Raw genomic sequence first — 21,741 nt, forward strand, 5'->3', positions numbered from 1 at the left:
CGCTTCCCTTCGGTGTTTCCGACTCTATCAGATCTTTCCGACCCGATTTCCTCGGTGCTTTCCAGGTTCCCGCTTCCGCGTTTCCCTTTCCGGCGGTTCCGACTTTATCAGAAGTTCCAGGGCGGATTGACCGGCCTTCGTTTCCGATTTATCGGGAGGAGGCTTCTTCGAAAGAAGTGTTTCGAGAAGCGGATAGATGTCACTGTCGCCTTCCGGGTGGGACCCCATCTCCAGGCAACTGTTTGAATCTACCTCCCCGCAGCTTCCGTGTCAACGGCTCCCGTGGGGCGAAGAGGAGACTAGCAGGTGAACGGACCGCTGCGCACATCAGGCGGCCGTCGGGACGGTGGCGCTGCGCTCGGCCGCGTCCAGGTCACCGGTCTCGCCGGCGCGTGCCGCGCGACCGCCCAGGACGTAGACGTAGGCCAGGAAGGCCAGCTCGGCGACGACCCCGATGGTGATGCGCGCCCAGGTGGGCAGGCCCGACGGGGTGACGAAGCCTTCGATCGCGCCGGAGACGAAGAGGACCAGGGCGAGGCCGATCGCCATGGCCAGGGCTGCTCGGCCCTCCTCCGCGAGTGCCGTGCGGCGCGTGCGGGGGCCCGGGTCGACGACGGTCCAGCCGAGGCGGAGGCCGGTTCCGGCGGCGACGAAGACCGCGGTCAGTTCGAGGAGGCCGTGGGGCAGGACGAGGCCGAGGAAAGTGTCGAGGCGGCCGGCGGAGGACATCAGGCCGAAGCCGACGCCGAGGTTGAGCATGTTCTGGAAGAGGATCCAGAGGACCGGCAGGCCCAGGAAGACGCCCAGGATCAGGCAGAGGGCGGCGGCCCACGCGTTGTTCGTCCAGACCTGGGCGGCGAAGGAGGTCGCGGGGTGGCTCGAGTAGTACGTCTCGTACTGGCCGCCGGGGCGGGTGAGCTCACGCAGTTCGCCGGGGGCCGCGATGGACGCCTGTACTTCGGGATGGGTGCCTATCCACCAGCCGAGCAGTGCCGCGACGGCCGTGGAGAGGAGGGCCGTGGGCACCCACCAGTGGCGTGACGTGTAGACGGCCGCCGGGAAGCTGTGGGTGAGGAAGCGGGTGACGTCCCGCCAGGACGCGTGCCGGGCGCCTGTGACCGCGCTGCGCGCGCGTGCCACCAGTTGGCTGAGCCGGCCGGTCAGCTGGGGATCCGGTGCGGCCGACTGGATCAGGGAGAGGTGGGTGGCGGTGCGCTGGTAGAGGACGACGAGTTCGTCGGCTTCTGCACCCGTGAGACGGCGCCGGCGCCCGAGCAGGGCGTCCAGACGGTCCCACTCCGCGCGGTGGGCGGAGACGAAGACGTCGAGGTCCATCGGTGTGTCTGCTCCTCGGCTGTTCGTCGGCTGTTCGCCGGCCCGGCTCGTCCGTGGCTCGTCGGCGATCGGCCGGACCGGCTGGATCGATGATCTGCTTGATCGGCTCGTCGTACTGCGGTGCGATGTGTCATCAGCTTGGCAGACTGGCGGTGTTCGAGGCAGGCCAGGAAAGGGCGGCGGGCGTGAGTGAGCTGGTGACGGGCGAGGCGGTGGCACTGGAGCTGCGCCCCGCGAGGCTGCCCAGCAGGGCACTGGCCGTGCTGCTCGATCTGGCGGTGGCCGTGGTGGCCTACGTCGCCGTGACCATCGCCCTGGTGGCCTCCACGGCTTCTCTGGACCAAGCGGCGCAGACGGCGATATCGATCGCGGTGTTCGTGCTCCTGCTGGTGGGCGGGCCGATCGCGGTCGAGACGCTCAGTCACGGGCGGTCGCTCGGGAAGATGGCGTGCGGTCTGCGGGTGGTGCGGGACGACGGGGGGCCGATCCGGTTCCGGCATGCGCTGGTGCGGGGCCTGATCGGTGTGATCGAGATCCTGATGACGTTCGGGGTCGTGGCCTGCATCGCCTCCCTGGTGTCCGCGCGCGGCCGGCGGCTCGGGGACGTGTTCGCGGGGACTCTGGTCGTACGGGAGCGCGTACCGGCCGGGCAGGGCGGTTTCGTGCCGCCGCCGCCTCCGTGGCTGGCCGGTCGGTTCTCGGCCCTCGACCTGTCGGCGGTGCCCGACGGTCTGTGGCTCGCCGTCCGGCAGTACCTGACGCGGATGCAGCAGCTGGATCCGCAGGTCGGCTGGACGATGGCGGAGCGGCTGGCGGCGGACCTGGCGGACCGCACCGGGGCACCGGTGCCGCCGGGGGTGCCGCCCGCGGCCTATCTGGCGGCGGTGCTGCAGGAGCGGCAGGCCCGGGAGGCCCGGCGGGCCTTCGGGGACGGGGCGGTCGCGGGTGGCGGTCATGTCGGCGCCGTCGGTCCGGCGGGGGCCTACGCCCCGTCCGCTCGTCCTCCCGCGGTCGTGCCGCCGGACGGCCGGCCGGCCGTCCCGTTCCCGGTCCCGCGGGCCGTGGCGCCCGGGACGCCGTCCGTGCGTTCCTCCGCGGAGGGCGTGGACGTGCCGGCGCAGGGGGGCCGGGCCGCCACGCCGCGGGACGCGGCACCGGCCGATCGCCCCTCCACGGGGTTCGTGCCGCCGTCGTAGGCCTCGTGGGGCGTGCCGCTCGGTCGGGCGTGCCGCTCAGTCGAAGACCGACGGTGGTGATGCGAGGTCCTCCAACTCGATCCCGGGGGCGGCGAGGACCACGTCCCCGGCGATGTGCACGGTGTGCCGTTCGCCTGTGTCCAGGGCTGTGACCTGGTATTCGTCCACGGTCAGGGGACCGTTGTCAGTGGCGTGTGCTTCTCTTCCCACCAGCGCCCAGGACTGGTCCACGGTGCGCGGGGCGAGGACCGGGTCGGTGAAGGCGACGAGGCGTACGCGGGTGGCTGACGAGGAGGGGGCGAGGCGCAGGAGACGGGTGGTGGCGACGAGGAAGGCGGGGGACGAGCCGGTGAAGGCGTGGGCGCGCACATTGCCTTCGGTGGCGTGGGCCCCGGTGGGGTCGGTGCGGACCCAGGTGACGCCGTCGAGGGCGGCGCCGCGGACCTGCCAGCTCGCGGTGTGGAGTTCGAGCCGGATGGGGCGGCCCAGTTCGTCCAGGGCGAGGTCGACCGAGCCCAGGTGATCGCCGGAGGGGGCGGTGAGCTGGGAGACGTAGCGCCAGCCGGAGGGGCCTGGAGCGCAGTGGAAGTGCTCTTCTGCGAGGGGGGTGTGATCGTGCGGATCGTGGAGCGAATAACGGCCGCGGGGCATGGGGGTCCTGGGTCTTGACGGGCTGGGTCGGCCGGTCGCCGGCCCGCCGACGGGGCAGGCCCCCGGCACGGGGGTGCGGGGGCCTGCTTCGGAGGACCTGCTGCCGGGCGGGCGCGTCCGTGCACGGTCGCGCCCGCCCGGTGGGAGCGGAGCTCAGTAGCGGTAGTGGTCCGGCTTGAACGGGCCCTCGACCTTCACGCCGATGTACTCGGCCTGCTCCGGGCGGAGCGTGGTCAGCTTCACGCCGAGCGCGTCGAGGTGGAGGCGGGCGACCTTCTCGTCGAGGTGCTTGGGCAGCACGTAGACGCCGGTCGGGTACGCGTCGGGCTTGGTGAACAGCTCGATCTGGGCCAGGGTCTGGTCCGCGAAGGAGTTGGACATCACGAACGACGGGTGGCCGGTGGCGTTGCCCAGGTTCAGCAGGCGGCCCTCGGACAGCACGATGATCTTCTTGCCGTCGGGGAAGGTCCAGGTGTGGACCTGCGGCTTGATCTCGTCCTTGACGATGCCGGGGACCTTGGCGAGGCCGGCCATGTCGATCTCGTTGTCGAAGTGGCCGATGTTGCCGACGATCGCCTGGTGCTTCATCTTGGCCATGTCGGAGGCCATGATGATGTCCTTGTTGCCGGTCGTGGTGATGAAGATGTCGGCCTTGTCGACGACCTCGTCCAGCGTCGTGACCTGGTAGCCGTCCATCGCGGCCTGCAGCGCGCAGATCGGGTCGATCTCCGTGACGATCACGCGGGCGCCCTGCCCGCGCAGGGACTCCGCGCACCCCTTGCCCACGTCGCCGTAGCCGCAGACGACCGCGGTCTTGCCGCCGATCAGGGTGTCGGTGGCGCGGTTGATGCCGTCGACCAGGGAGTGGCGGCAGCCGTACTTGTTGTCGAACTTCGACTTGGTGACGGCGTCGTTGACGTTGATCGCCGGGAACAGGAGGGTGCCCTCGCGCTGCATCTCGTACAGGCGGTGGACGCCGGTCGTGGTCTCCTCGGTGACACCGCGGATCTCGGAGGCCAGCCGGGTCCACTTCTGCGGGTTCTCGCCCAGGGTGCGGGTGAGCAGTTCGAGGATGACGCGGTGCTCGTCGGACTCGGCGGTGTCGGGCGAGGGGACCTTGCCGTCCTTCTCGTACTCGACGCCCTTGTGGACGAGGAGGGTGGCGTCACCGCCGTCGTCCAGGATCATGTTGGGGCCGCCGGTGGGGCTGTCGGGCCAGGTCAGCGCCTGCTCCGTGCACCACCAGTACTCCTCGAGGGTCTCGCCCTTCCAGGCGAAGACCGGGACGCCCTGCGGGTTGTCGGGCGTGCCGTTCGGGCCGACGGCGATGGCGGCCGCGGCGTGGTCCTGGGTGGAGAAGATGTTGCAGGACGCCCAGCGGACCCGTGCGCCGAGGGCGACCAGGGTCTCGATCAGGACGGCGGTCTGCACGGTCATGTGCAGGGAGCCGGTGACCCGGGCGCCGGCCAGGGGCTGGGCCTCGGCGTACTCCTTGCGGATCGCCATCAGGCCGGGCATCTCGTGCTCGGCGAGGGTGATCTCCTTGCGGCCGAATTCGGCCAGGGAGAGGTCGGCGACCTTGAAGTCCTGTCGGTTGTCGACAGTCGTCATTGCGAGCTGCTCCTCGGTGTCGGGTCGAGGTGGGTACGGCTGGTCTGCGCGGCGGCGGACACAGGGGTGCCCAGAAGAGGACACAGGCATGCCCGCGTGCGCGCAGCGCAGTCCGTCGGAGGCCCTCTCTCCCTCGGCCGGCCCGTGGTGGGCCGCCCGACCGCCATCAGCAGCGACGTCTGGCTCCGTCCCAAGCTACACCGACCGGCCCGGCCCACCCCAGTCCGCCCGCGAACACATCAGGCCGATCTGTCGGGCACCGCGCCTTCGGCCGCCGGTCCGCCGGCCGTCGTTCGCGGGGTGATCGCCGGTCCCGCTGCCGGCCCTGCGGGGGAACCGGCGAGGGAACCGGGGCTACGGGACGGGCACCGTGGCCGGCGGAAGCACGACACCGCCGCACGGGCCCGGCGACCGGCTCGTCCGCGCGCGGACGGGGACGAGGTGCGGCGCGGTGACGTGGTGGTGTTCGCGGCGCCGGACCGTCGTCCGGGGAGCGGGGTCGTCGTGCACCGGGTCATCGGTGTGGGCGGGGACCGGCCGCGTGCCGCGACGGCGGAGGCACGGCCCGGCGGGTCACCGTCAGCGGCAGGCCGCCGGCCGAACCGTACGTCAAGGACGGGTGTGCGGACGGTCCGCGTACCGCGCGTCACGGCGTCCGGGTGCCCGGGGGCGGTTGTTCCTGCTGGGCGACCACCGCCGCCGTCGCGGGACCCCCGTCGCTTCGCCGACGGCCACGGCGGCACGGTGCCCGTGGGGGCGGTGCGGGGCGGGGCGGCGGAGGACCGGGCGGGCGTGGTGCTGCTCGCGGTGGGCACGCTGCCCGGTCCGGTGCTGGTGGTCGTGGGGTGTGCTGCGTGCTCGCGGGGCGGGCCGCGCGGCGGCGGCCGGTCCGCACCGGGCAGTGGCCCGGGCTCTTGTGGGCCACCGGACCACCGGCACGGCGAAGGGCCCGCCGGGTGATCGGCGGGCCCTTGTACCGTGCTGGGCTCAGTGCTCGGTGCCGTGCGGGGCCGGGCCGCCCGGGGTGGCCTCGGGGTCGGCTCCCCGGGCCGCCTCGGTCTCGCTGTAGATGTCGGGTTCGAGGTAGATCACGCGGGCGATCGGGACGGCCTCGCGGATGCGGGACTCGGCGGCGTCGATGGCGGTGGCGATCTCCGTGGCCGTGTTGTCGTGCCGCACGGCGATCTTGGCGGCGACCAGCAGTTCCTCCGGGCCGATGTGGAGGGTGCGCATGTGGATGATGCGGGTGACGGTGTCGCCGTCGACGACGGCGGCCTCGATCTTCCGGGTCTCCTCGGGCCCCGCGGCCTCACCGAGCAGCAGGGACTTCGTCTCGGCGGCGAGGACCAGGGCGATCAGGATGAGCAGGACGCCGATGCAGAGGGTGCCGATGCCGTCCCAGACGCTGTCGCCGGTGAGCAGGGCGAGGCCGACGCCGCCGAGGGCGAGGATCAGACCGACGAGCGCGCCGAGGTCCTCCAGGAGGACGACCGGCAGTTCGGGCGCCTTGGCGTGGCGGACGAACTCCTTCCAGGAGCGCTTGCCGCGCAGGACGTTGGACTCCTTGATGGCGGTGCGGAAGGAGAAGGACTCGGCGATGATCGCGAAGACGAGGACGCCGACCGGCCAGTACCAGTGCTCCAGCTCGTGCGGGTGCTTGATCTTCTCGTAGCCCTCGTAGAGGGCGAACATGCCGCCGACCGAGAAGAGCACGATGGAGACGAGGAAGGCGTAGATGTAGCGCTCGCGGCCGTAGCCGAAGGGGTGCTGCGGGGTGGCCCGGCGCTGTGCCTTCTTGCCGCCGACCAGGAGCAGGGCCTGGTTGCCGGAGTCGGCGAGCGAGTGGACGGACTCGGCGAGCATCGACGATGAGTTGCTGAAGATGAACGCCACGAACTTCGCTACCGCGATCGCGAGGTTGGCGGCGAGTGCCGCCACGATCGCCTTGGTGCCGCCTGACGCGCTCATGTGTTCGCGTTGTCCCTTCGTACGCCGTTCTCGGACCCGGACGTGCGTGCGCGCACGTCCGGGAGGGTGCCCGTCCTTTGACGGTGGGCCATTGTTGCAGCCCTTCCGCGCGACGGCGCGTCAGGTCGGCGCCGTGCGGAGGTCAGGCGACGACCGTGGCCCTGAACAGGGTTCCGGTACCCGACACTTCGGCCCTCTCACCCGCGGGGACGAACACGGACGCCCCCGGGGACAGTTCGTGCCCGCCCGCGCGTACCGAGCCGGCCGTGCAGAGCAGGATCTGCGGGGTGCCCAGGGTCAGGTCGTGGGTGGTGCCGCCCTCGGGGAGGACGTAGCGGGAGAGGCGGAACTCGTCGATGGGGGTCTCGTAGAGCTCCTCGCCGTCCGGGCCGGCCTCCGGGCGCAGGACGCCGGGGTCGCCGGCCTCGAAGCGGACGACGCGCAGGAGTTCGGGCACGTCGACGTGCTTGGGGGTCAGGCCGCAGCGCAGGACGTTGTCGGAGTTGGCCATGATCTCGACGCCGAGGCCGTTCAGGTAGGCGTGCGGGACGCCGGCGCCGAGGAAGAGGGCCTCGCCGGGCTGGAGCCGGACGTGGTTGAGGAGCATCGCGGCGATGACGCCGGGGTCGCCCGGATGGTGGTGGGCGATGTCGGCGTACGGGGCGTAGGCGCCGCCGAGGCGGTCGCAGGCGGCGGCCGCCTCGGTGACGGTGTGGGCCATCTCGTCGGGGTCGGCGCCGAGGATCGCGGTGAGGACCTCGCGCAGGGCCGCCTCCGCGGGGTGGGCGTGCAGCAGGTCGACGTACGGCTTGAGGGAGTCCACGCCGAGGCCGTCGAGGAGCTCGGCGGCGCGCAGCGGGTCGCGGAAGCCGCACAGGCCGTCGAACTCGGTGAGGGCGCAGACCAGCTCGGGCTTGTGGTTGGCGTCCTTGTAGTTGCGGTGCGGGGCGTCGAGGGGGATGCCGCGGCGCTCCTCGTCCGCGTGGCCCTCCCTGGCCTGGTCCAGGTCGGGGTGGACCTGGAGGGAGAGGGGTGCGCCGGCGGCGAGGAGCTTGAGGAGGAAGGGCAGGCGCGGGCCGAACTTCGCGACCGACGCCGCGCCGAGTTCCTTCTCCGGGTCGGCGTCGATGACCTCGGCCAGTGTGCCGCGCGGGGTGCGCGAGGGGGCTCCGGGGTGGGCGCCCATCCACATCTCCGCCTGCGGCTCGCCGGTCGGCTCGGTGCCGAGCAGCCGCGGGATGGCGGTGATGGAACCCCAGGCGTAGGGGCGGATGGTGTTGTCGAGGCGGTCCATGGGGCTCTCTGCGTTCTTTCTGCCGGGTCTGCCAGGTCTGCCGGGTCTTGCCGGGTCTGCCGGATCCCGAGCGCACGCGCGCCGGGAGGTCAGTGCGTCCCGGGCATGATCAGGCTCCGGAGGCGAGCGCCAGGTAAACGGCGGCGAAATCCGTGACGGCGATCAGTTCCGCGAGGGTCTCCAGCTCGCCGCCCTCCTCCGGTTCCAGCTCGCTGATCGGCGTGTCGTGGTTGAGGGCCAGGTCACGGGCGGCCGGGGCGGCGGTGAGGCCGCCGATGGGGCGGTCGCGGAGCAGCACCACGCGCGCGTGCAGGGCGGGCGGTTCCTCCACGCGGTCGCGGAAGAAGTCGTCCGGATCGGCACTGGCGGCGAGCGGGCCTGCGAGCAGGGCGCCGTGCGCGGCGAGCGCCTCGGGGAGTTCGGCGACGACGGCGGGGACGCCGGACAGCTCCGCGAGCGCGGCGGCGAAGCGGCGGCCGGCCGGGCCCGCGGAGACGCCCTCGGTCCACACGAGGGGGAGCGCGTCGGCGAGTTCCGCGGCCAGCGTCTTGGCCGGGTTGCTGTACGTCGCGATGGCCGGGCCGCAGCGTTCGGCGATGCGGTCGAGGCGGTCGGCGACCTTGTCCAGGGCGTCCGGCGGGGCGGTGAGCAGGCCGATGCGGTCCAGCAGCGCGAGCAGCGGGGTGAGCAGCGCCCACAGGACGCCGGGGGCGGTGGCGGCGAGGGGTTCGTCCTGGTCGTAGGGCGCGGTGGCCATGGGGACGAACAGGCCGTGGGAGCCGCTCACGGCCTCGGCGAGCGGGGTGCGTGCGGGGGCCACGGCGACGACGGTGCAGCCGCGGCGGTACGCCTGCTCGAAGAGCAGGGACAGGCCCGGTTCGGTGCCGTCGGGAGTGGCGATCAGCAGCAGGTCCACGGAGCCGGCCCAGCCGGGCAGTTCCCAGCGCAGTGCTCCCCCGGCGGGGGCGACGCCGGTCGGCGCGAGCCGCGTGACGGGGCTGCCGGCGCCGGCCAGGGTGCCGAGGAGGTCGGCGGCCTGGATGGCGGCGGCACCGGGTCCCGCGATGAGGACGGCGCGGGGGCGGCCGTCCGGCTTGAGGTCGCGGACACCGGCCTCGTCGGCGTGCCGGACGGCCGTGCGGACGCGGGCGCCCGCTTCGGCGGCGCCGCGGAGCAGGGCGCGGTGGTCGGCCTCGGCGAGGCCCTCGGGTGAGTCGAGCAGCGATTCGTCGAGCATGGGCGACAGCCTCCGATCGGCGTGGCGTCGGGTCGCGGGGCGCCGGGTCGCTGGTGCGCCGGGTCGCCGGATCGTCGGTTACGCGGGGCGGCGGGCCTCGTCGACGAGGAGGACGGGGATCCCGTCGCGGACCGGGTACGCCAGTCCGCAGTCCTGGCCGGTGCAGACGAGCTCGGCGTCCTGCTCCTTGAGGGGGGAGTGGCAGGCCGGGCAGGCGAGGATCTCCAGGAGGCCGGCTTCGAGCGCCATGGGGGTTCCCTTCGGGGACGGGCGTATGCGGATGTGCCTGGTCAGCGTACCGCCGGTGGGCGCGGGACGGGCGGGCTGCGGATGTTGGGTCCTGGACCGCTTCCGGGGCGTCCGCCCGTCCCGCGCGGTGTCAGCCCCGGATGATCGCCAGGGCCTCGTCGCGCACCTCGGCCATCGTCGCCTCGTCGCGGGCCTCCGCGTTCAGGCGGAGGAGCGGTTCGGTGTTGGAGGGGCGGACGTTGAACCACCAGTCGGCGGAGGTGACGGTGAGGCCGTCCAGTTCGTCCAGGGTGACGCCCTCGCGGCCCTCGTACGCGGCCCGGATCGCGGCGAGGCGGGCGGCCTGGTCGTCGACGGTGGAGTTGATCTCGCCCGAGCCGGCGTAGCGGTCGTACTCGGCGACCAGGGCGGACAGGGTGCCCTGCTGGCCGCCGAGGGCGGCGAGGACGTGCAGGGCGGCCAGCATGCCCGTGTCGGCGTTCCAGAAGTCGCGGAAGTAGTAGTGCGCGGAGTGCTCGCCGCCGAAGATGGCGCCGGTCCGGGCCATCTCGGCCTTGATGAAGGAGTGGCCCACGCGGGTGCGGGCGGGGGTGCCGCCGTTCTCCTTCACGACCTCGGGGACCGACCGGGAGGTGATCAGGTTGTGGATGACCGTGCCCCGGCCGCCGTTCCTGGCCAGCTCGCGGGAGGCCACCAGGGCGGTGATCGCGGACGGGGAGACCGGCTCGCCCCGCTCGTCGACGACGAAGCAGCGGTCGGCGTCGCCGTCGAAGGCGAGGCCGAGGTCGGCGTCCTCCTCGCGGACCCGCTTCTGCAGGTCGACGAGGTTGGCCGGGTCGAGGGGGTTGGCCTCGTGGTTGGGGAAGGTGCCGTCGAGTTCGAAGTACATCGGGACGAGGGTGAGCGGCAGGCCGGCGAAGACCGTCGGGACGGTGTGCCCGCCCATGCCGTTGCCCGCGTCGACGACGACCTTCAGGGGGCGGACGGAGCCCAGGTCGACGAGCGAGCGCAGGTGGGCCGCGTAGTCGTCCAGCGTGTCGCGCCGGGTGACCGCCCCCGGGACGGCCGCCGGCTCCGGGGCGCCCGACTCGCTCCACCGCTCGACGAGGTCGCGGATCTCGGCCAGGCCCGTGTCCTGGCCGACCGGGGCGGCGCCCGCGCGGCACAGCTTGATGCCGTTGTACCGCGCCGGGTTGTGGGAGGCGGTGAACATCGCGCCCGGCAGGTCCAGCGCGCCCGAGGCGTAGTAGAGCTGGTCGGTGGAGCACAGGCCGATCTCGGTCACGTCGGCTCCCTGGGCCGCCGCGCCCCGCGCGAAGGCGCCCGACAGGCCGGGGGACGAGGGCCGCATGTCGTGTCCCGTCACGATCGCGCTCGCGCCGGTCACCCGGACGAAGGCGGCGCCGAAGAGCTCGGCCAGGGACTCGTCCCACTGGTCGGGGACGACCCCGCGTACGTCGTACGCCTTCACGATCTGCGACAGATCAGCAGCCACGGCCAACCCTTCCGAAAGTCCTGTCGGTCCCCACAAACTACCCGCAGAGGGGGACACCCCGCCGCGATCGGTGGACGGACGGGCTTCCGGGCGAGCGGGCGGGACGGGGCCTCGGGGCGGCGGCTCACGCGGCGCGTCCGCGGCGCGTCGGTGCAGCGCGTCAGTTGTCCGGTGAGCGGAGCACCCGCAGATGGCCGCGGCGTGCGACCTCCATGGGGTCGGCGGCACGGGCCCCGCCGGCGGCTCCCGCCGCCCGCTCCTGGGGGCGGGCGGCCTCGCGCACGGCGTTCGCCAGCGCCTCCAGGTCGTCCCCGCTGGGCTGGGCCGGGGCCGAGCCGTCGAGGAGGCGGACGACCTCCCAGCCGCGCGGCGCGGTGAGGCGCTCGGAGTGCTCGGCGCACAGGTCGTAGCAGTGGGGTTCGGCGTAGGTGGCGAGCGGGCCGAGGACCGCGGTCGAGTCGGCGTAGACGTACGTCAGCGTCGCGACGGCGGGACGGCCGCAAGCGGTGCGCGAACAGCGACGTACAGGGCTCACGACGTTGGACGGTACCGCACTCTTGAGCGGGCCGCGACGACTCTCCCCCAGGTCACCCCACCGTGTCGTGATGTGAAACGCCCCACATACCCCTTTGGGCGTACCTCGCTGACCTGGTCGGACGCCGGTGTCCGGGATGCCGGACGATTATGGTTCCGGTCACCAGTCGGTGCAAACACCGTCAAATGCCTTGAGGTCGCCGGTCCGGGAGAGATACGGAATCGAGCCCAACCTTGGCTGGAACGGTCAGGTAACGACATGCCGTGCGGGGCGGCCCGAAGGCGTGTGGGGGCCGGGCGGGCGGGGTCGGCGACGGCTACCCTGCACAGTGATGGACAGCCCCGTGACGCCCCGTGCCGCCGGCCCCGGGCCCCGACGCCGTGATCGCCACGGCCGGGGCATGCGCGGCCCGATCGCACCGCCCCAGGTGCCGCTCGCCGCCAGCCGCGCGGAGACGTTCGCCGACCTGGTGCAGGATTCCGTGGAGCGGCTGGAGCGGCGGTGGCCGCAGCTCGCCGACATCGATTTCCTCGTGCTGGAAGTGCCGCGGCTGGACGGGGGCGGGCTGGGGTGGAGCGACGAGGCGGTGCCGCTGGGCGGGACGGTGCCCGCGCGCGAGGGGCGTCCCGCGCGGGTGGTGGTCTACCGGCGGCCGGTCGAGATCCGCACCAAGGGGCGCGACGAGCGGGCGGCGCTCGTCCACGAGGTCGTGGTCGAGCAGGTGGCGGACCTGCTGGGGCTGACGCCGGAGACCGTGGATCCCCGGTACGGGGAGGACTGACGGGGGCGCGGACGCCCCCGCCCCGTCCGCCGTACGCGGCCGTCGGTCACTTCTGCAGGACCGACAGGTCCTCCTCCGCCTCCGGTACCGCCACCGTGCCGCGGTCGTCCGGGAGGGGCTGGACCGTGAAGGCCGGGACGCCGTTCTCCGTCGCCGCCAGGGTCCGGGAGGCGTAGACGGGGGTGTCCGACCGGGGTTCGACCGTGAGGGCGTAGGTGCCCTTCAGGCCGTCCGGCACGGGGATGTCGACGTTCTGCGTGGTGCCGGACTTGATCGTGTACGTCCGGGACGCCGGCGTGCCGCCCTCGGTGCCCGCCGAGGCGGTGACCTCGATCCTGGCGGTGCCCTCGGGGGCGGTCACCGAGAGGGTCGTGCCCTTGGCGGTGTTGCCGGCGGACGTCGCGCGGGTGCCGACCGGTCGTGCGGCCGGGATGAACGCCGACTCCTGCGCGTCGCCCTTGCCGCGCAGCACCCGTACGGCCGCCACGACCGGAACGGAGCCGTCCGTGGGCGTCAGGACCAGGGAGCCCGCCTCGCCGCGCGTGATGTCGCCCAGGTCGACGGCCGCCGTCATGCCGCCCTTCACGTGGAGCGTCTCGTGACCGGCGGGGGTGATCAGACCGGAGGGGGAGGCGAGGCGCACCTTCAGGTCGGCGTCGGCGTCGCCGGGGACGAAGGCGACCAGGCGCACGGCGGTGGCGTCCTGCGGGATGCCGGGCAGGACCAGACTGCCCGCGGGATCGGTCGACGCGGTGAGCCAGTCGCCGCCCAGCTTGTCGTCCAGGGCCTGGACGGCCGCGCCGACCCGGCCGCTGCGGACGACGACGTGCACGGTCACATCGGTCTGCTGCTCCTCGGTGAGGGTGGACAGCAGGACCGGCTCGGTGGAGTGCGGCTGGACCGTGATGCCCTCCCCCACCACCGTCTCGAGGACGCCGTCCTCGCCGTAGAGCTCGATGTCCACGACGGCGGCGGAGTCGTCCGGGTTGGTCAGGTGGACGTAGTCGGTGCGGTCGGGGGCGGTGCTCGTGCCCGGGAACCAGAACTCCGTGTCCGGGGCGGAGCAGGTGACGCCCTGCAGGCCGCGGCCCGTGCCCGCGCTGACCGTGGTCGTCTGCTGCACGGTCCAGCCGGGCGCGAAGCGGCCGTCGGCGGTGCCGACGAGCGCGGGTGCCTCGCCTCCGGTGGTGTCCCCGCTGACCGGCTTGCCGGGCTCCTCGGGTTCGAGGACGGGTTTCCCGGACTTCCCGGCCCCCTCGGACCCTCCGGAGTCGTCGTCCTTGCCGTCCTTCTCGCCGTCCGTCCCGGACTCCGGCCTTTCCGCCGCCCGGAGTTCGGCCCCGCCCTCGTTCTCCGTGCCCTCGGTGACCGGTGTGAAGGACGTGTACGCGGTCTCGGCGAGGTCGGAGGTGCTGGGCGACGGGCACAGCAGGCTCGTGCGTTCCACGGGCAGGTGGGCGGCCGCCCCGGCGGTGTCGCCGGTGGCCGCGGGGTCCGGTGCGGACAGGGCGGCGAAGCCGGTCACGGCGGCGAGCGCGGTGGCCGCCGCGATCAGGGACAGGGTGGTGCGGTTCACTGCTGGCTCCCGTCGGGACGCTCACTGCCCGTGCCGTGGGGGTCGTACGGCGTGTCGTAACCCTGCGCGTAGGTCTGGTCGTAGCCCTGCCCGTACGTCTGGTCGTACGGCGTCGGCCGGGGCGGGGTGCCGTAGGCGTACGGGTCGTACTGGCCGCCCTGGTAGGGGTCGCCCTGGTACGGCGGGCCGTAGGCGTCCGTCGCGTACTGCTGGGTGTCCTGCCGGTACTGCTCGCCGGTGTACGCGGTGCCGGGCCCGGCGTCCGGGTAGGCCGCCGCGTCCCATGCGCCGTGGTCGGGCTGGGGCGGAACGGGCACCGGGGGCTGCACCGGGGACCGCTCCGGCGGGGCGGGGAACTCCGCGTCGTCGCCCGCCTCTTCGGCGGTGGACTCGGCCTGGGCGCGCAGACGGCGGGCACGGCGTCCCTCACCGGCCAGTGCCTCGGCGGGGACGGCGGGTTCCTCGGGCAGGTCGTCGTCGACGTCGCGGCGGCGGCCGGGCAGGGCCATGACGACGAGGACGACGGCGAGCAGGCCCTGGGCCCACAGCCAGGCGGTGTGGGTGATCGGGGCGTCGTAGGTGACGTCCAGCCGGCCGCCCGAGGCGGGGAGCTCGAAGCCCTGGGCCCAGCCGTCGACGGTGGTGCGGGGCAGCGGCTCGCCGTCCAGGGTGGCGGTCCAGCCCTCCGCGGCGGAGTCGGCGAGGCGGAGGATCCGTCCCTCTGCGCCGTCCGGGACCTCGGTGTGGATCTCGACGGGGCCGGCGGCGACGGGCTGCGGTTCGCCCTCGGTGCCCTGGGCGGGGACGATGTTCGCGCGGGCGACCTGCCGGTCGACCCGCCACAGCGCGCCGCCCGCCTGCTGGCTGAGCCGGGTCAGGCCGGGGGTGGCGTCCAGGACGCGGGTGACCTCGCGGGGGGCGCCCGGGTGGACGAGGACGTAGCGCACGGCGAATCCGCCGAGCTGGTCGGCCTGGTCGGCGCCGGAGCCGGCGACGAGGTTGGCGACGACCTTGTCGAGCCGGGTGTTCTCCCCGTCCACCGCGGCGATCTCGGCGTCGCCCATGCGGGCGCCGGAGCCGCGGACCAGCACGTAGCCGACGCGGGCGGCGGAGTCGCTGTCGAGGACGAGGGTGCGGGCCTGGTCGCGGGTGCCGCTCTCCTCGGCGACGAACGCGGGCACCTGGACGGGGTCGCGCCGTTCCACGGGCCCGTCGGCGCCACGGAGCATCCAGCCCGCGGCGGCCAGCAGCGGGCCGGCGGCGCAGGCGAGGGCGATCAGCGCGGCGACCGGCTGGCGCCAGCCGAAGCTCTGCTCGGCGACCCGCGCGCGTGCCCCGTCGGCACCGAGCGCGGCGGCGGCCAGCACGGCGATGCCGTAGACGAGGGTCGCGGGGCCGGCCCAGGTGGAGTGGTTGGACAGGACCGCGAAGACGAGGCCCACCAGGGCGGCCGTCCAGGCGGTGAGGACGGCCGCCCTGCGCTCGGCGCGGAGCAGGGCGGCGAGGGCGGCGAGCACGAGGCCGATGAGCAGCAGGCCGCTGACCGTGCCGGGGCCGCCCGGGCTCGCGCCCAGCAGGTCGAGGGCGGAGGCGGCGGAGGGGCCGTACTCCAGGCCGGCCTCCCGGAAGAAGCCGAAGGGGAGCAGGGAGAGCGACCAGGGGGCGAGGACGAGCAGCGGCGTGCCCAGCTGGGCCAGGAAGCGCAGGGCGTACGCCGTGATGTCGGTCCTGCGCAGGGCCAGGACGCCGAGGCCGAGCACCAGGGCGATGGGCCACACGATCGGGGTGAACGCGGTGGTGATCGTGAGCAGCAGCGCGTACGCCCAGGTGGCGCGCCAGCTTCCGCGGGCGCCCGCGGGGTTCGTGAGGCCGCTCGCGGCGATGCCCGCGCGGGCGAGGAGGGGCAGCAGGACGGCGAGGACGGCGGTGCCGATGCGGCCGCCGGCCAGGGCGCCGGTGGCGGCGGGCAGGAAGGCGTAGGCGACGGCCGCCCACGCGCGCAGCAGCCGGGACGCCACGAGCGGGCGGGAGGCGAAGTACGCGGTGAACCCGGCCAGCGGTACCGAGCAGACGAGCAGGATCGTGACGGCGAGGCCGGTCGAGCCGAGCAGCAGGGAGGCGAAGGCCGCCACGACGGCGAGGTAGGGCGGCGCGGATCCGGTGCCGCCGGCGCCCACCGCGTGCCAGGCGTCGGTGTAGCGCGCCCACAGCTCGCCGGAGTCGGCGGGCGCGGGCAGCAGGGCGCCACCGGCGAGCGCGCCGCCGCCGACGAGGGCCCGGCAGGCCGCGAGGGAGACCAGCAGCAGCACCAGGAAGAGCACCGGACCGGGCTTGCGGGCGATGCGCTTGAGCCGGGCGAACTGCTCGACCTCCAGGAAGTCGGCGTCGTCGTCGCCGGGCCCGGACTCGACGGCGCCGCCGTGCCGTCCGGCGCCGGAGGCGACCTCGGGGTCGGAGCGGCCGACGAGGTTGCCCGCGACCTGTTCGACGGTGACGCGGACGGTCGCGCCGGGCGGCGGGAGCAGCGCCCGCAGTTCGCCCTTGTCGATCTGCGGGCTGCCGCGGTGGCGCCGTCCGGCGAGGATCCGTTCGGGCCGCAGCAGGGTGCCCACGAGGCCGCGGATCTCGTCGAGGGCCTGTCCGGGGACCTTGCCGACGAGGTAGGCGAGGGTGCGCAGGAGCGTGCCGAGGACCAGGCGCAGCAGCACCCAGGGCAGGGCCGCGGTGCGGGTGTTGACGAGCAGCGTGTAGACGGCGCCCGCCTTGTCCACCTTGTGCGGGGAGGCGGAGGTGCGGCCCACGCAGTCGACGGTGCGGCGTTCGCGGGAGGCCGCCTCGGCGTGCCGGACGACCGCGTCGGGGGCGACGAGGACCCGGTGTCCGGCCGCGTGGACGCGCCAGCACAGGTCGACGTCGTCGCGCATGAGGGGCAGGTGCCGGTCGAATCCGCCGAGCCGGTCGAAGACGTCGCGGCGGACGAGCATGCCGGCGGTGGACACCGACAGCACGGGCCGCACGTGGTCGTGCTGGCCCTGGTCCTGTTCGCGGCGGTCCAGGCCGGTCCAGCGGCGCCCGGAGTTGGCGATGGAGACGCCGACCTCGAGCAGCTGCCTGCGGTCGTACCAGCCGCGGAGCTTGGGTCCGACGACGGCCACGTCGTCGCGGCCGAGCTCGTACTCGTTCTCCACGACGCGCAGCAGCTGGGCCAGCGCGTCGGGTTCGGGGGCGCAGTCGTCGTGCAGCAGCCACAGCCACTGCACCGGCTCGCCGTGCGGGAGCTCGGGCAGGTCGTAGGCGTCGTCGCGCCAGCTGCGGGTGACCGGGTCCCAGCCGCTGGGCCGCTTCAGGTAGGGCAGCTCCTCGGGGGTGAGGACGGGCGCGGCGCGGTTGCACTCCTCGACGGCCTGGCCGAAGCCGGTGCGCCGGGCGAGGTGCAGCACGTGGTCGTCGCCGAGTGCCTCGGTGACCAGCCGGGCGGAGTCGTCCGCGCTGCCGGTGTCGGCGCCCAGGGCGAACTGGACGGGGCGCTCCTGGCCGAGCAGCCCGGCGAGCGCGTCGGGCAGCCAGCGGGCGCCGTCGTGGGAGACGAGGACCGCGGTCACCACGTGGCGCGGGAACTCAGGTGGGGCAGCGGCGTCTTGACGGGCTGCCGGGTGGCTGTGCACGGACATCGAGGTACGGGCCCCGGTTCGGTGGACTGTGGGGGACGCCTGTGCCCGGTGGGGGCAGCGGGGCGTCTCGGACGAGCGACCACACTATCGGCTGCCACACGGCGGCCCGCCGCCTGTGGACATCCCACCTGCGACGGGCCGTGAGTGACGTGCGTGCGAAGTGACGTACGTGCGGAGGTGCCGTGCGCACCGAGGTGCCGCGCGTGCAACGGTGACGTGCCGTACGGCGGCGAGGTGCCGTGCGTCAGACGGCGGCCTTCTTCAGCCGGCGGCGCTCGCGCTCGGACAGACCGCCCCAGATGCCGAAGCGCTCGTCGTTGGCGAGGGCGTACTCGAGGCACTCGGAGCGGACCTCACAGGCGAGGCAGACCTTCTTGGCCTCCCGGGTCGAGCCGCCCTTCTCGGGGAAGAAGGACTCGGGGTCGGTCTGGGCGCACAGCGCGCGCTCCTGCCAGCCGAGCTCCTCATCCGCGTCGTCGACCAGCAGTTGCTGCACCAGCTCGGTCATGTGCGCCCCTCGTCCGTCTTTCGCGTCCCCGTGATCCAGCCGTTACCGATTCCGGCTGAACGACACGAGTGAAATTACAAGTGTGCTGCTCCGGGCGAGTCAAGCCGAGATCTGCTATTGGGCCCCTTATTCACTCTGCGGAACCAAGGCCAAGCGGAAAGTGTTCAAATCACCCTAAACCTTGACACACGCACGGGACCCCCGAGGGCCTCCGGACCCGCGCAGAGCCTCTACGGGGAGGACGCCCTGGAGTTCGATCTCGTTCCGACACCCGCGCCCGAGCGAACCGGATCACAGTCGGATCACAGGATCGCAACGGCGCTCGGTGCGCCCGGCCGTGCGCACCATGTGTCCCGGGAACCGTCTGAGCAAACCTTTCACCCGGGAGATGAACCGGATGAGGTGAATCATGTCCCACATATCGGGCGCGGAGTTGACAGTGAAGGTGTGAACCGGTGTCCTGGTGGGCATGCTCGCGAACTCGGCACTCACCCCGACCCGCCCCGCCGGGTCCCTCGGTGCTGCCCGCGCTCGCTGTAGCTGTCGCTGTACCGGCTGTTGAGCCCGAACGCTCCGGCCACCGCCGAGTCACCCACGACTCGGCCGCTGTCTCCTTCGCTCCCACCGGGGCACCCTCGCCGCCGCCCGCGATCCGGGCGCACGCGACGCGACACCCGCATCCCCCCGCTTCTCCGCCAAGGAACCTCCGCACCCCATGAACAGCGACAGCGACCTCCAGATCGCCGGCGACATCCTCGAAGTCCCCCACCTGCTCCAGGCGCCCCGTGAGCACCCGGCCACCGTCGCCGAGTTCGCCGGCCTGGCCCGCTCCATCGCCGCCGACCGCTCCCAGTGGGAGCACCTCGTGCGGTACGACGCCACCAGCCGCTGGTACCACCGGCTGCGCACCGTTCCCCAAGCTCTCGGCTCCGCTCGAGCAGGGGAGGCCCCCCTCGGTTACGAGGTGTGGCTCCTGTCCTGGGTCCCGGGCCAGGGCAGCGGGCGCCACGCCCACGGCCGCTCCTCCGGCGTGCTGACCGTCCTGGACGGCGCCCTGACCGAGCGCACCGGGCGCGGCACGCGCGCGTTGACGGCCGGCGCCCAGCGCGTGTTCGCACCGGGCTACGTCCACGAGGTCGTCAACGACACGCTCGACCCCGCCGTCAGCCTGCACATCTACTACCCGGGCCTGACCGAGATGCCCATGCTCCCCCAGTCCGGGCTCCGTTCGGCCGGGGGGACCCCCACGGCCCCGCACTGCGAGGCGCGCACGGCGCCCGGTCCGGTGACTGCCTGACGCGATGCCGTGGCCGCCTGCGAGGATGGCCCCATGCGCATTGTGGTTCTGGCAGGCGGCATCGGCGGTGCCCGTTTCCTGCGCGGTCTGAAGCGGGCCGTGCCGGACGCGGACGTCACGGTCATCGGCAACACCGGGGACGACATCCACCTCTTCGGGCTGAAGGTCTGCCCGGACCTCGACACGGTGATGTACACGCTCGGCGGCGGCATCGACGAGGAGCGGGGCTGGGGGCGGGCCGAGGAGACCTTCCACCTCAAGGAGGAGCTCGCGGCGTACGGCGTCGGCCCGGAGTGGTTCGGGCTCGGCGACCGGGACTTCGCCACGCACATCGTGCGGACGCAGATGCTCGGCGCCGGTTATCCGCTGAGCGCAGTGACCGAGGCGCTGTGCGACCGCTGGAAGCCGGGCGTGAGGCTGATCCCGATGACCGACGACCGCGTGGAGACGCACGTCGCCGTCGAGCTGGACGGCGAGCGCAGGGCCGTCCACTTCCAGGAGTACTGGGTGCGGCTGCGGGCCTCGGTGCCGGCCGAGGCGGTCGTGCCGGTCGGTGCGGAACAGGCCGAGCCGGCCCCGGGCGTCCTGGAGGCGATCGCCGAGGCCGACCTGATCCTCTTCCCGCCGTCCAACCCCGTCGTGTCCGTCGGCACGATCCTCGCCGTCCCCGGCATCCGGGAGGCGATCGCCGACGCGGGCGTGCCGGTGATCGGGCTGTCGCCGATCGTCGGGGACGCGCCCGTGCGCGGCATGGCCGACAAGGTGCTCGCGGCGATCGGCGTGGAGTCCTCGGCCCCGGCGGTGGCCGAGCACTACGGTTCCGGCCTGCTGGACGGCTGGCTGGTCGACACGGTCGACGCGGCCTGTGTGGAGCGCGTCGAGGCGGCCGGGATCCGCTGCCGGGCCGTACCGCTGATGATGACCGACGTCGACGCGGCCGCGCGGATGGCACGGGAGGCGCTGGCGCTGGCCGAGGAGGTGCGGGCGGCATGAGCGGCACGCACACGGCGTCCGGCGGCTACCGGGTCTGGGCCGTGGCGGGCCTGCCCGAGATCCGCCACGGCGACGACCTGGCCAAGCTGATCGCGGCCGCCGAGCCCGGGCTGGCCGACGGCGACGTCCTGCTGGTCACCTCGAAGATCGTCTCCAAGGCCGAGGGCCGGGTCGTCGAGGCGTCCGACCGGGAGGCCGCGATCGACGCGGAGACGGTCCGCGTGGTGGCCCGGCGCGGCTCCCTGCGCATCGTCGAGAACCGGCAGGGCCTGGTCATGGCCGCGGCCGGGGTCGACGCCTCCAACACCCCCTCCGGCACGGTCCTGCTGCTGCCCGAGGACCCGGACGCGTCCGCGCGGGCGATCCGGGCGGGTCTGCGCGACGCCCTCGGCGTCACGGTCGGCGTGGTCGTCACCGACACCTCCGGCCGCCCCTGGCGCGCGGGACTGACGGACGTCGCGATCGGCGCGGCGGGCGTCCGGGTCCTGGACGACCTGCGCGGCGGCACGGACGCGCACGGCAATCCGCTCAGCGCCACGGTCGTCGCCACGGCCGACGAGCTGGCCGCGGCGGGCGACCTCGTCAAGGGCAAGGCGGCCGGCCTCCCGGTGGCCGTCGTCCGCGGACTGCCGCACGCGGTGGCGCCGGACGACGGCGAGGGCGCGCGGGCGCTGGTCCGCGGCGCGCGCGACGACATGTTCCGCCTCGGCACGTCCGAAGCCGTACGCCAGGCGGTGACCCAGCGCCGTACCGTGCGCGCCTTCACGGACGAGCCGGTCGACCCCGGGGCGGTCCGCCGCGCGGTCGCCGCGGCGGTGACGGCCCCGGCGCCGCACCACACCACTCCCTGGCGGTTCGTCCTGCTGGAGTCCCCCGGGTCCCGCATCCGCCTGCTGGACGCCATGCGCGACGCCTGGATCGCGGACCTGCGCCGGGACGGCAGGTCGGAGGAGTCGATCGCCAAGCGCGTCCGCCGCGGCGACGTCCTGCGCAACGCGCCCTACCTGGTCGTCCCCTGTCTGGTCATGGACGGCTCGCACACCTACGGGGACGCGCGGCGGGACGGGGCCGAGCGGGAGATGTTCGTGGTCGCCGCCGGCGCCGGGGTGCAGAACTTCCTGGTCGCGCTGGCCGGGGAGCGGCTGGGCTCGGCGTGGGTGTCGTCGACGATGTTCTGCCGGGACGTGGTCCGCGAGGTCCTGGACCTGCCCGCGGACTGGGACCCGATGGGCGCGGTGGCGGTCGGCCACCCGGCCGAGGACCCCCGCCCGCGGCCGGAACGGGACGCGGGCGCCTTCGTCGAGGTGCGGTGAGCCGGACCCGCGGGCGCCTACCCTCGTAGGA

At 73.8% G+C, this 21,741-nt stretch carries 17 protein-coding genes; 5 read left to right on the forward strand and 12 right to left on the reverse strand.

The window, feature by feature from the left end:
• Positions 1–327: 327 nt before the first annotated feature.
• Entirely contained in the window at positions 328–1,335 is a 1,008-nt protein-coding gene (locus FHS37_RS35960) for a stage II sporulation protein M (RefSeq protein ID WP_184829089.1), read from the reverse strand.
• Between the two features lie 185 nt (positions 1,336–1,520).
• On the opposite strand from FHS37_RS35960, the gene FHS37_RS35965 reads away from it, so the two are divergent.
• Positions 1,521–2,531, forward strand: coding sequence for an RDD family protein (locus FHS37_RS35965; RefSeq protein WP_184829090.1), 1,011 nt, complete (start codon positions 1,521–1,523; stop codon positions 2,529–2,531).
• Positions 2,532–2,567: 36 nt separating this feature from the next.
• Here FHS37_RS35965 and FHS37_RS35970 read toward each other — a convergent pair whose 3' ends face one another.
• The 8 genes from FHS37_RS35970 to FHS37_RS36005 all read right to left on the reverse strand — a co-directional run bounded on the left by FHS37_RS35970 (position 2,568) and on the right by FHS37_RS36005 (position 11,622).
• A complete protein-coding gene (locus FHS37_RS35970; protein ID WP_184829092.1) occupies positions 2,568–3,182 on the reverse strand; it encodes a hypothetical protein in 615 nt (204 codons plus the stop codon).
• A 153-nt stretch (positions 3,183–3,335) separates the two neighbouring features.
• Positions 3,336–4,793 (reverse strand): adenosylhomocysteinase, encoded by a 1,458-nt coding sequence (gene ahcY / locus FHS37_RS35975; protein WP_184829094.1) that lies wholly within the window; start codon positions 4,791–4,793, stop codon positions 3,336–3,338.
• A gap of 987 nt (positions 4,794–5,780) precedes the next feature.
• Positions 5,781–6,761: a cation diffusion facilitator family transporter gene (locus FHS37_RS35980; RefSeq protein WP_184829096.1), complete on the reverse strand. Its 981-nt coding sequence runs from the start codon at positions 6,759–6,761 to the stop codon at positions 5,781–5,783.
• 142 nt (positions 6,762–6,903) lie between these two features.
• Positions 6,904–8,055, reverse strand: coding sequence for a mannose-6-phosphate isomerase, class I (gene manA, locus FHS37_RS35985; RefSeq protein ID WP_184829098.1), 1,152 nt, complete (start codon positions 8,053–8,055; stop codon positions 6,904–6,906).
• A 109-nt stretch (positions 8,056–8,164) separates the two neighbouring features.
• Complete coding sequence (locus tag FHS37_RS35990) at positions 8,165–9,292, reverse strand: SIS domain-containing protein (protein ID WP_184829100.1); 1,128 nt, start codon at positions 9,290–9,292, stop codon at positions 8,165–8,167.
• Positions 9,293–9,370: 78 nt separating this feature from the next.
• Positions 9,371–9,541: a Trm112 family protein gene (locus tag FHS37_RS35995; RefSeq protein ID WP_159533464.1), complete on the reverse strand. Its 171-nt coding sequence runs from the start codon at positions 9,539–9,541 to the stop codon at positions 9,371–9,373.
• 130 nt (positions 9,542–9,671) lie between these two features.
• On the reverse strand, positions 9,672–11,036 hold the full coding sequence (locus tag FHS37_RS36000) for a phosphomannomutase/phosphoglucomutase (protein WP_184829102.1): 1,365 nt from the start codon (positions 11,034–11,036) through the stop codon (positions 9,672–9,674).
• A gap of 160 nt (positions 11,037–11,196) precedes the next feature.
• On the reverse strand, positions 11,197–11,622 hold the full coding sequence (locus FHS37_RS36005) for a DUF3499 domain-containing protein (RefSeq protein WP_159538685.1): 426 nt from the start codon (positions 11,620–11,622) through the stop codon (positions 11,197–11,199).
• Positions 11,623–11,902: 280 nt separating this feature from the next.
• On the opposite strand from FHS37_RS36005, the gene FHS37_RS36010 reads away from it, so the two are divergent.
• Positions 11,903–12,352 (forward strand): metallopeptidase family protein, encoded by a 450-nt coding sequence (locus tag FHS37_RS36010; protein WP_184829104.1) that lies wholly within the window; start codon positions 11,903–11,905, stop codon positions 12,350–12,352.
• Positions 12,353–12,398: 46 nt separating this feature from the next.
• On the opposite strand, the gene FHS37_RS36015 is transcribed toward FHS37_RS36010, so the two are convergent.
• The 3 genes from FHS37_RS36015 to FHS37_RS36025 all read right to left on the reverse strand — a co-directional run bounded on the left by FHS37_RS36015 (position 12,399) and on the right by FHS37_RS36025 (position 18,107).
• Positions 12,399–13,928 carry a DUF5719 family protein gene (locus tag FHS37_RS36015; protein WP_184829106.1) on the reverse strand — a complete coding sequence of 510 codons (1,530 nt, stop codon included), beginning with the start codon at positions 13,926–13,928 and terminating at the stop codon, positions 12,399–12,401.
• On the reverse strand, positions 13,925–17,533 hold the full coding sequence (locus tag FHS37_RS36020; protein ID WP_184829108.1) for a glycosyltransferase family 2 protein: 3,609 nt from the start codon (positions 17,531–17,533) through the stop codon (positions 13,925–13,927). The genes FHS37_RS36015 and FHS37_RS36020 overlap by 4 nt, the downstream gene beginning before the upstream one ends.
• A 310-nt stretch (positions 17,534–17,843) precedes the next feature.
• Positions 17,844–18,107, reverse strand: coding sequence for a WhiB family transcriptional regulator (locus FHS37_RS36025; RefSeq protein WP_003975777.1), 264 nt, complete (start codon positions 18,105–18,107; stop codon positions 17,844–17,846).
• A 715-nt stretch (positions 18,108–18,822) separates the two neighbouring features.
• On the opposite strand from FHS37_RS36025, the gene FHS37_RS36030 reads away from it, so the two are divergent.
• The 3 genes from FHS37_RS36030 to FHS37_RS36040 are packed head-to-tail and all read left to right on the forward strand — an operon-like array spanning position 18,823 to position 21,710.
• Positions 18,823–19,404, forward strand: coding sequence for a cysteine dioxygenase (locus tag FHS37_RS36030; RefSeq protein WP_184829110.1), 582 nt, complete (start codon positions 18,823–18,825; stop codon positions 19,402–19,404).
• Positions 19,405–19,437: 33 nt separating this feature from the next.
• The gene (cofD, locus tag FHS37_RS36035) at positions 19,438–20,397 is read left to right on the forward strand and encodes a 2-phospho-L-lactate transferase (protein ID WP_184829112.1); all 960 of its coding nucleotides are present in this window, start codon (positions 19,438–19,440) and stop codon (positions 20,395–20,397) included.
• Complete coding sequence (locus FHS37_RS36040; protein ID WP_184829114.1) at positions 20,394–21,710, forward strand: coenzyme F420-0:L-glutamate ligase; 1,317 nt, start codon at positions 20,394–20,396, stop codon at positions 21,708–21,710. Before cofD ends, FHS37_RS36040 begins: the two co-directional genes overlap by 4 nt.
• Positions 21,711–21,741: the final 31 nt, after the last annotated feature.

This window comes from Streptomyces griseomycini (assembly GCF_014203535.1).
GTDB lineage: Bacteria > Actinomycetota > Actinomycetes > Streptomycetales > Streptomycetaceae > Streptomyces > Streptomyces griseomycini.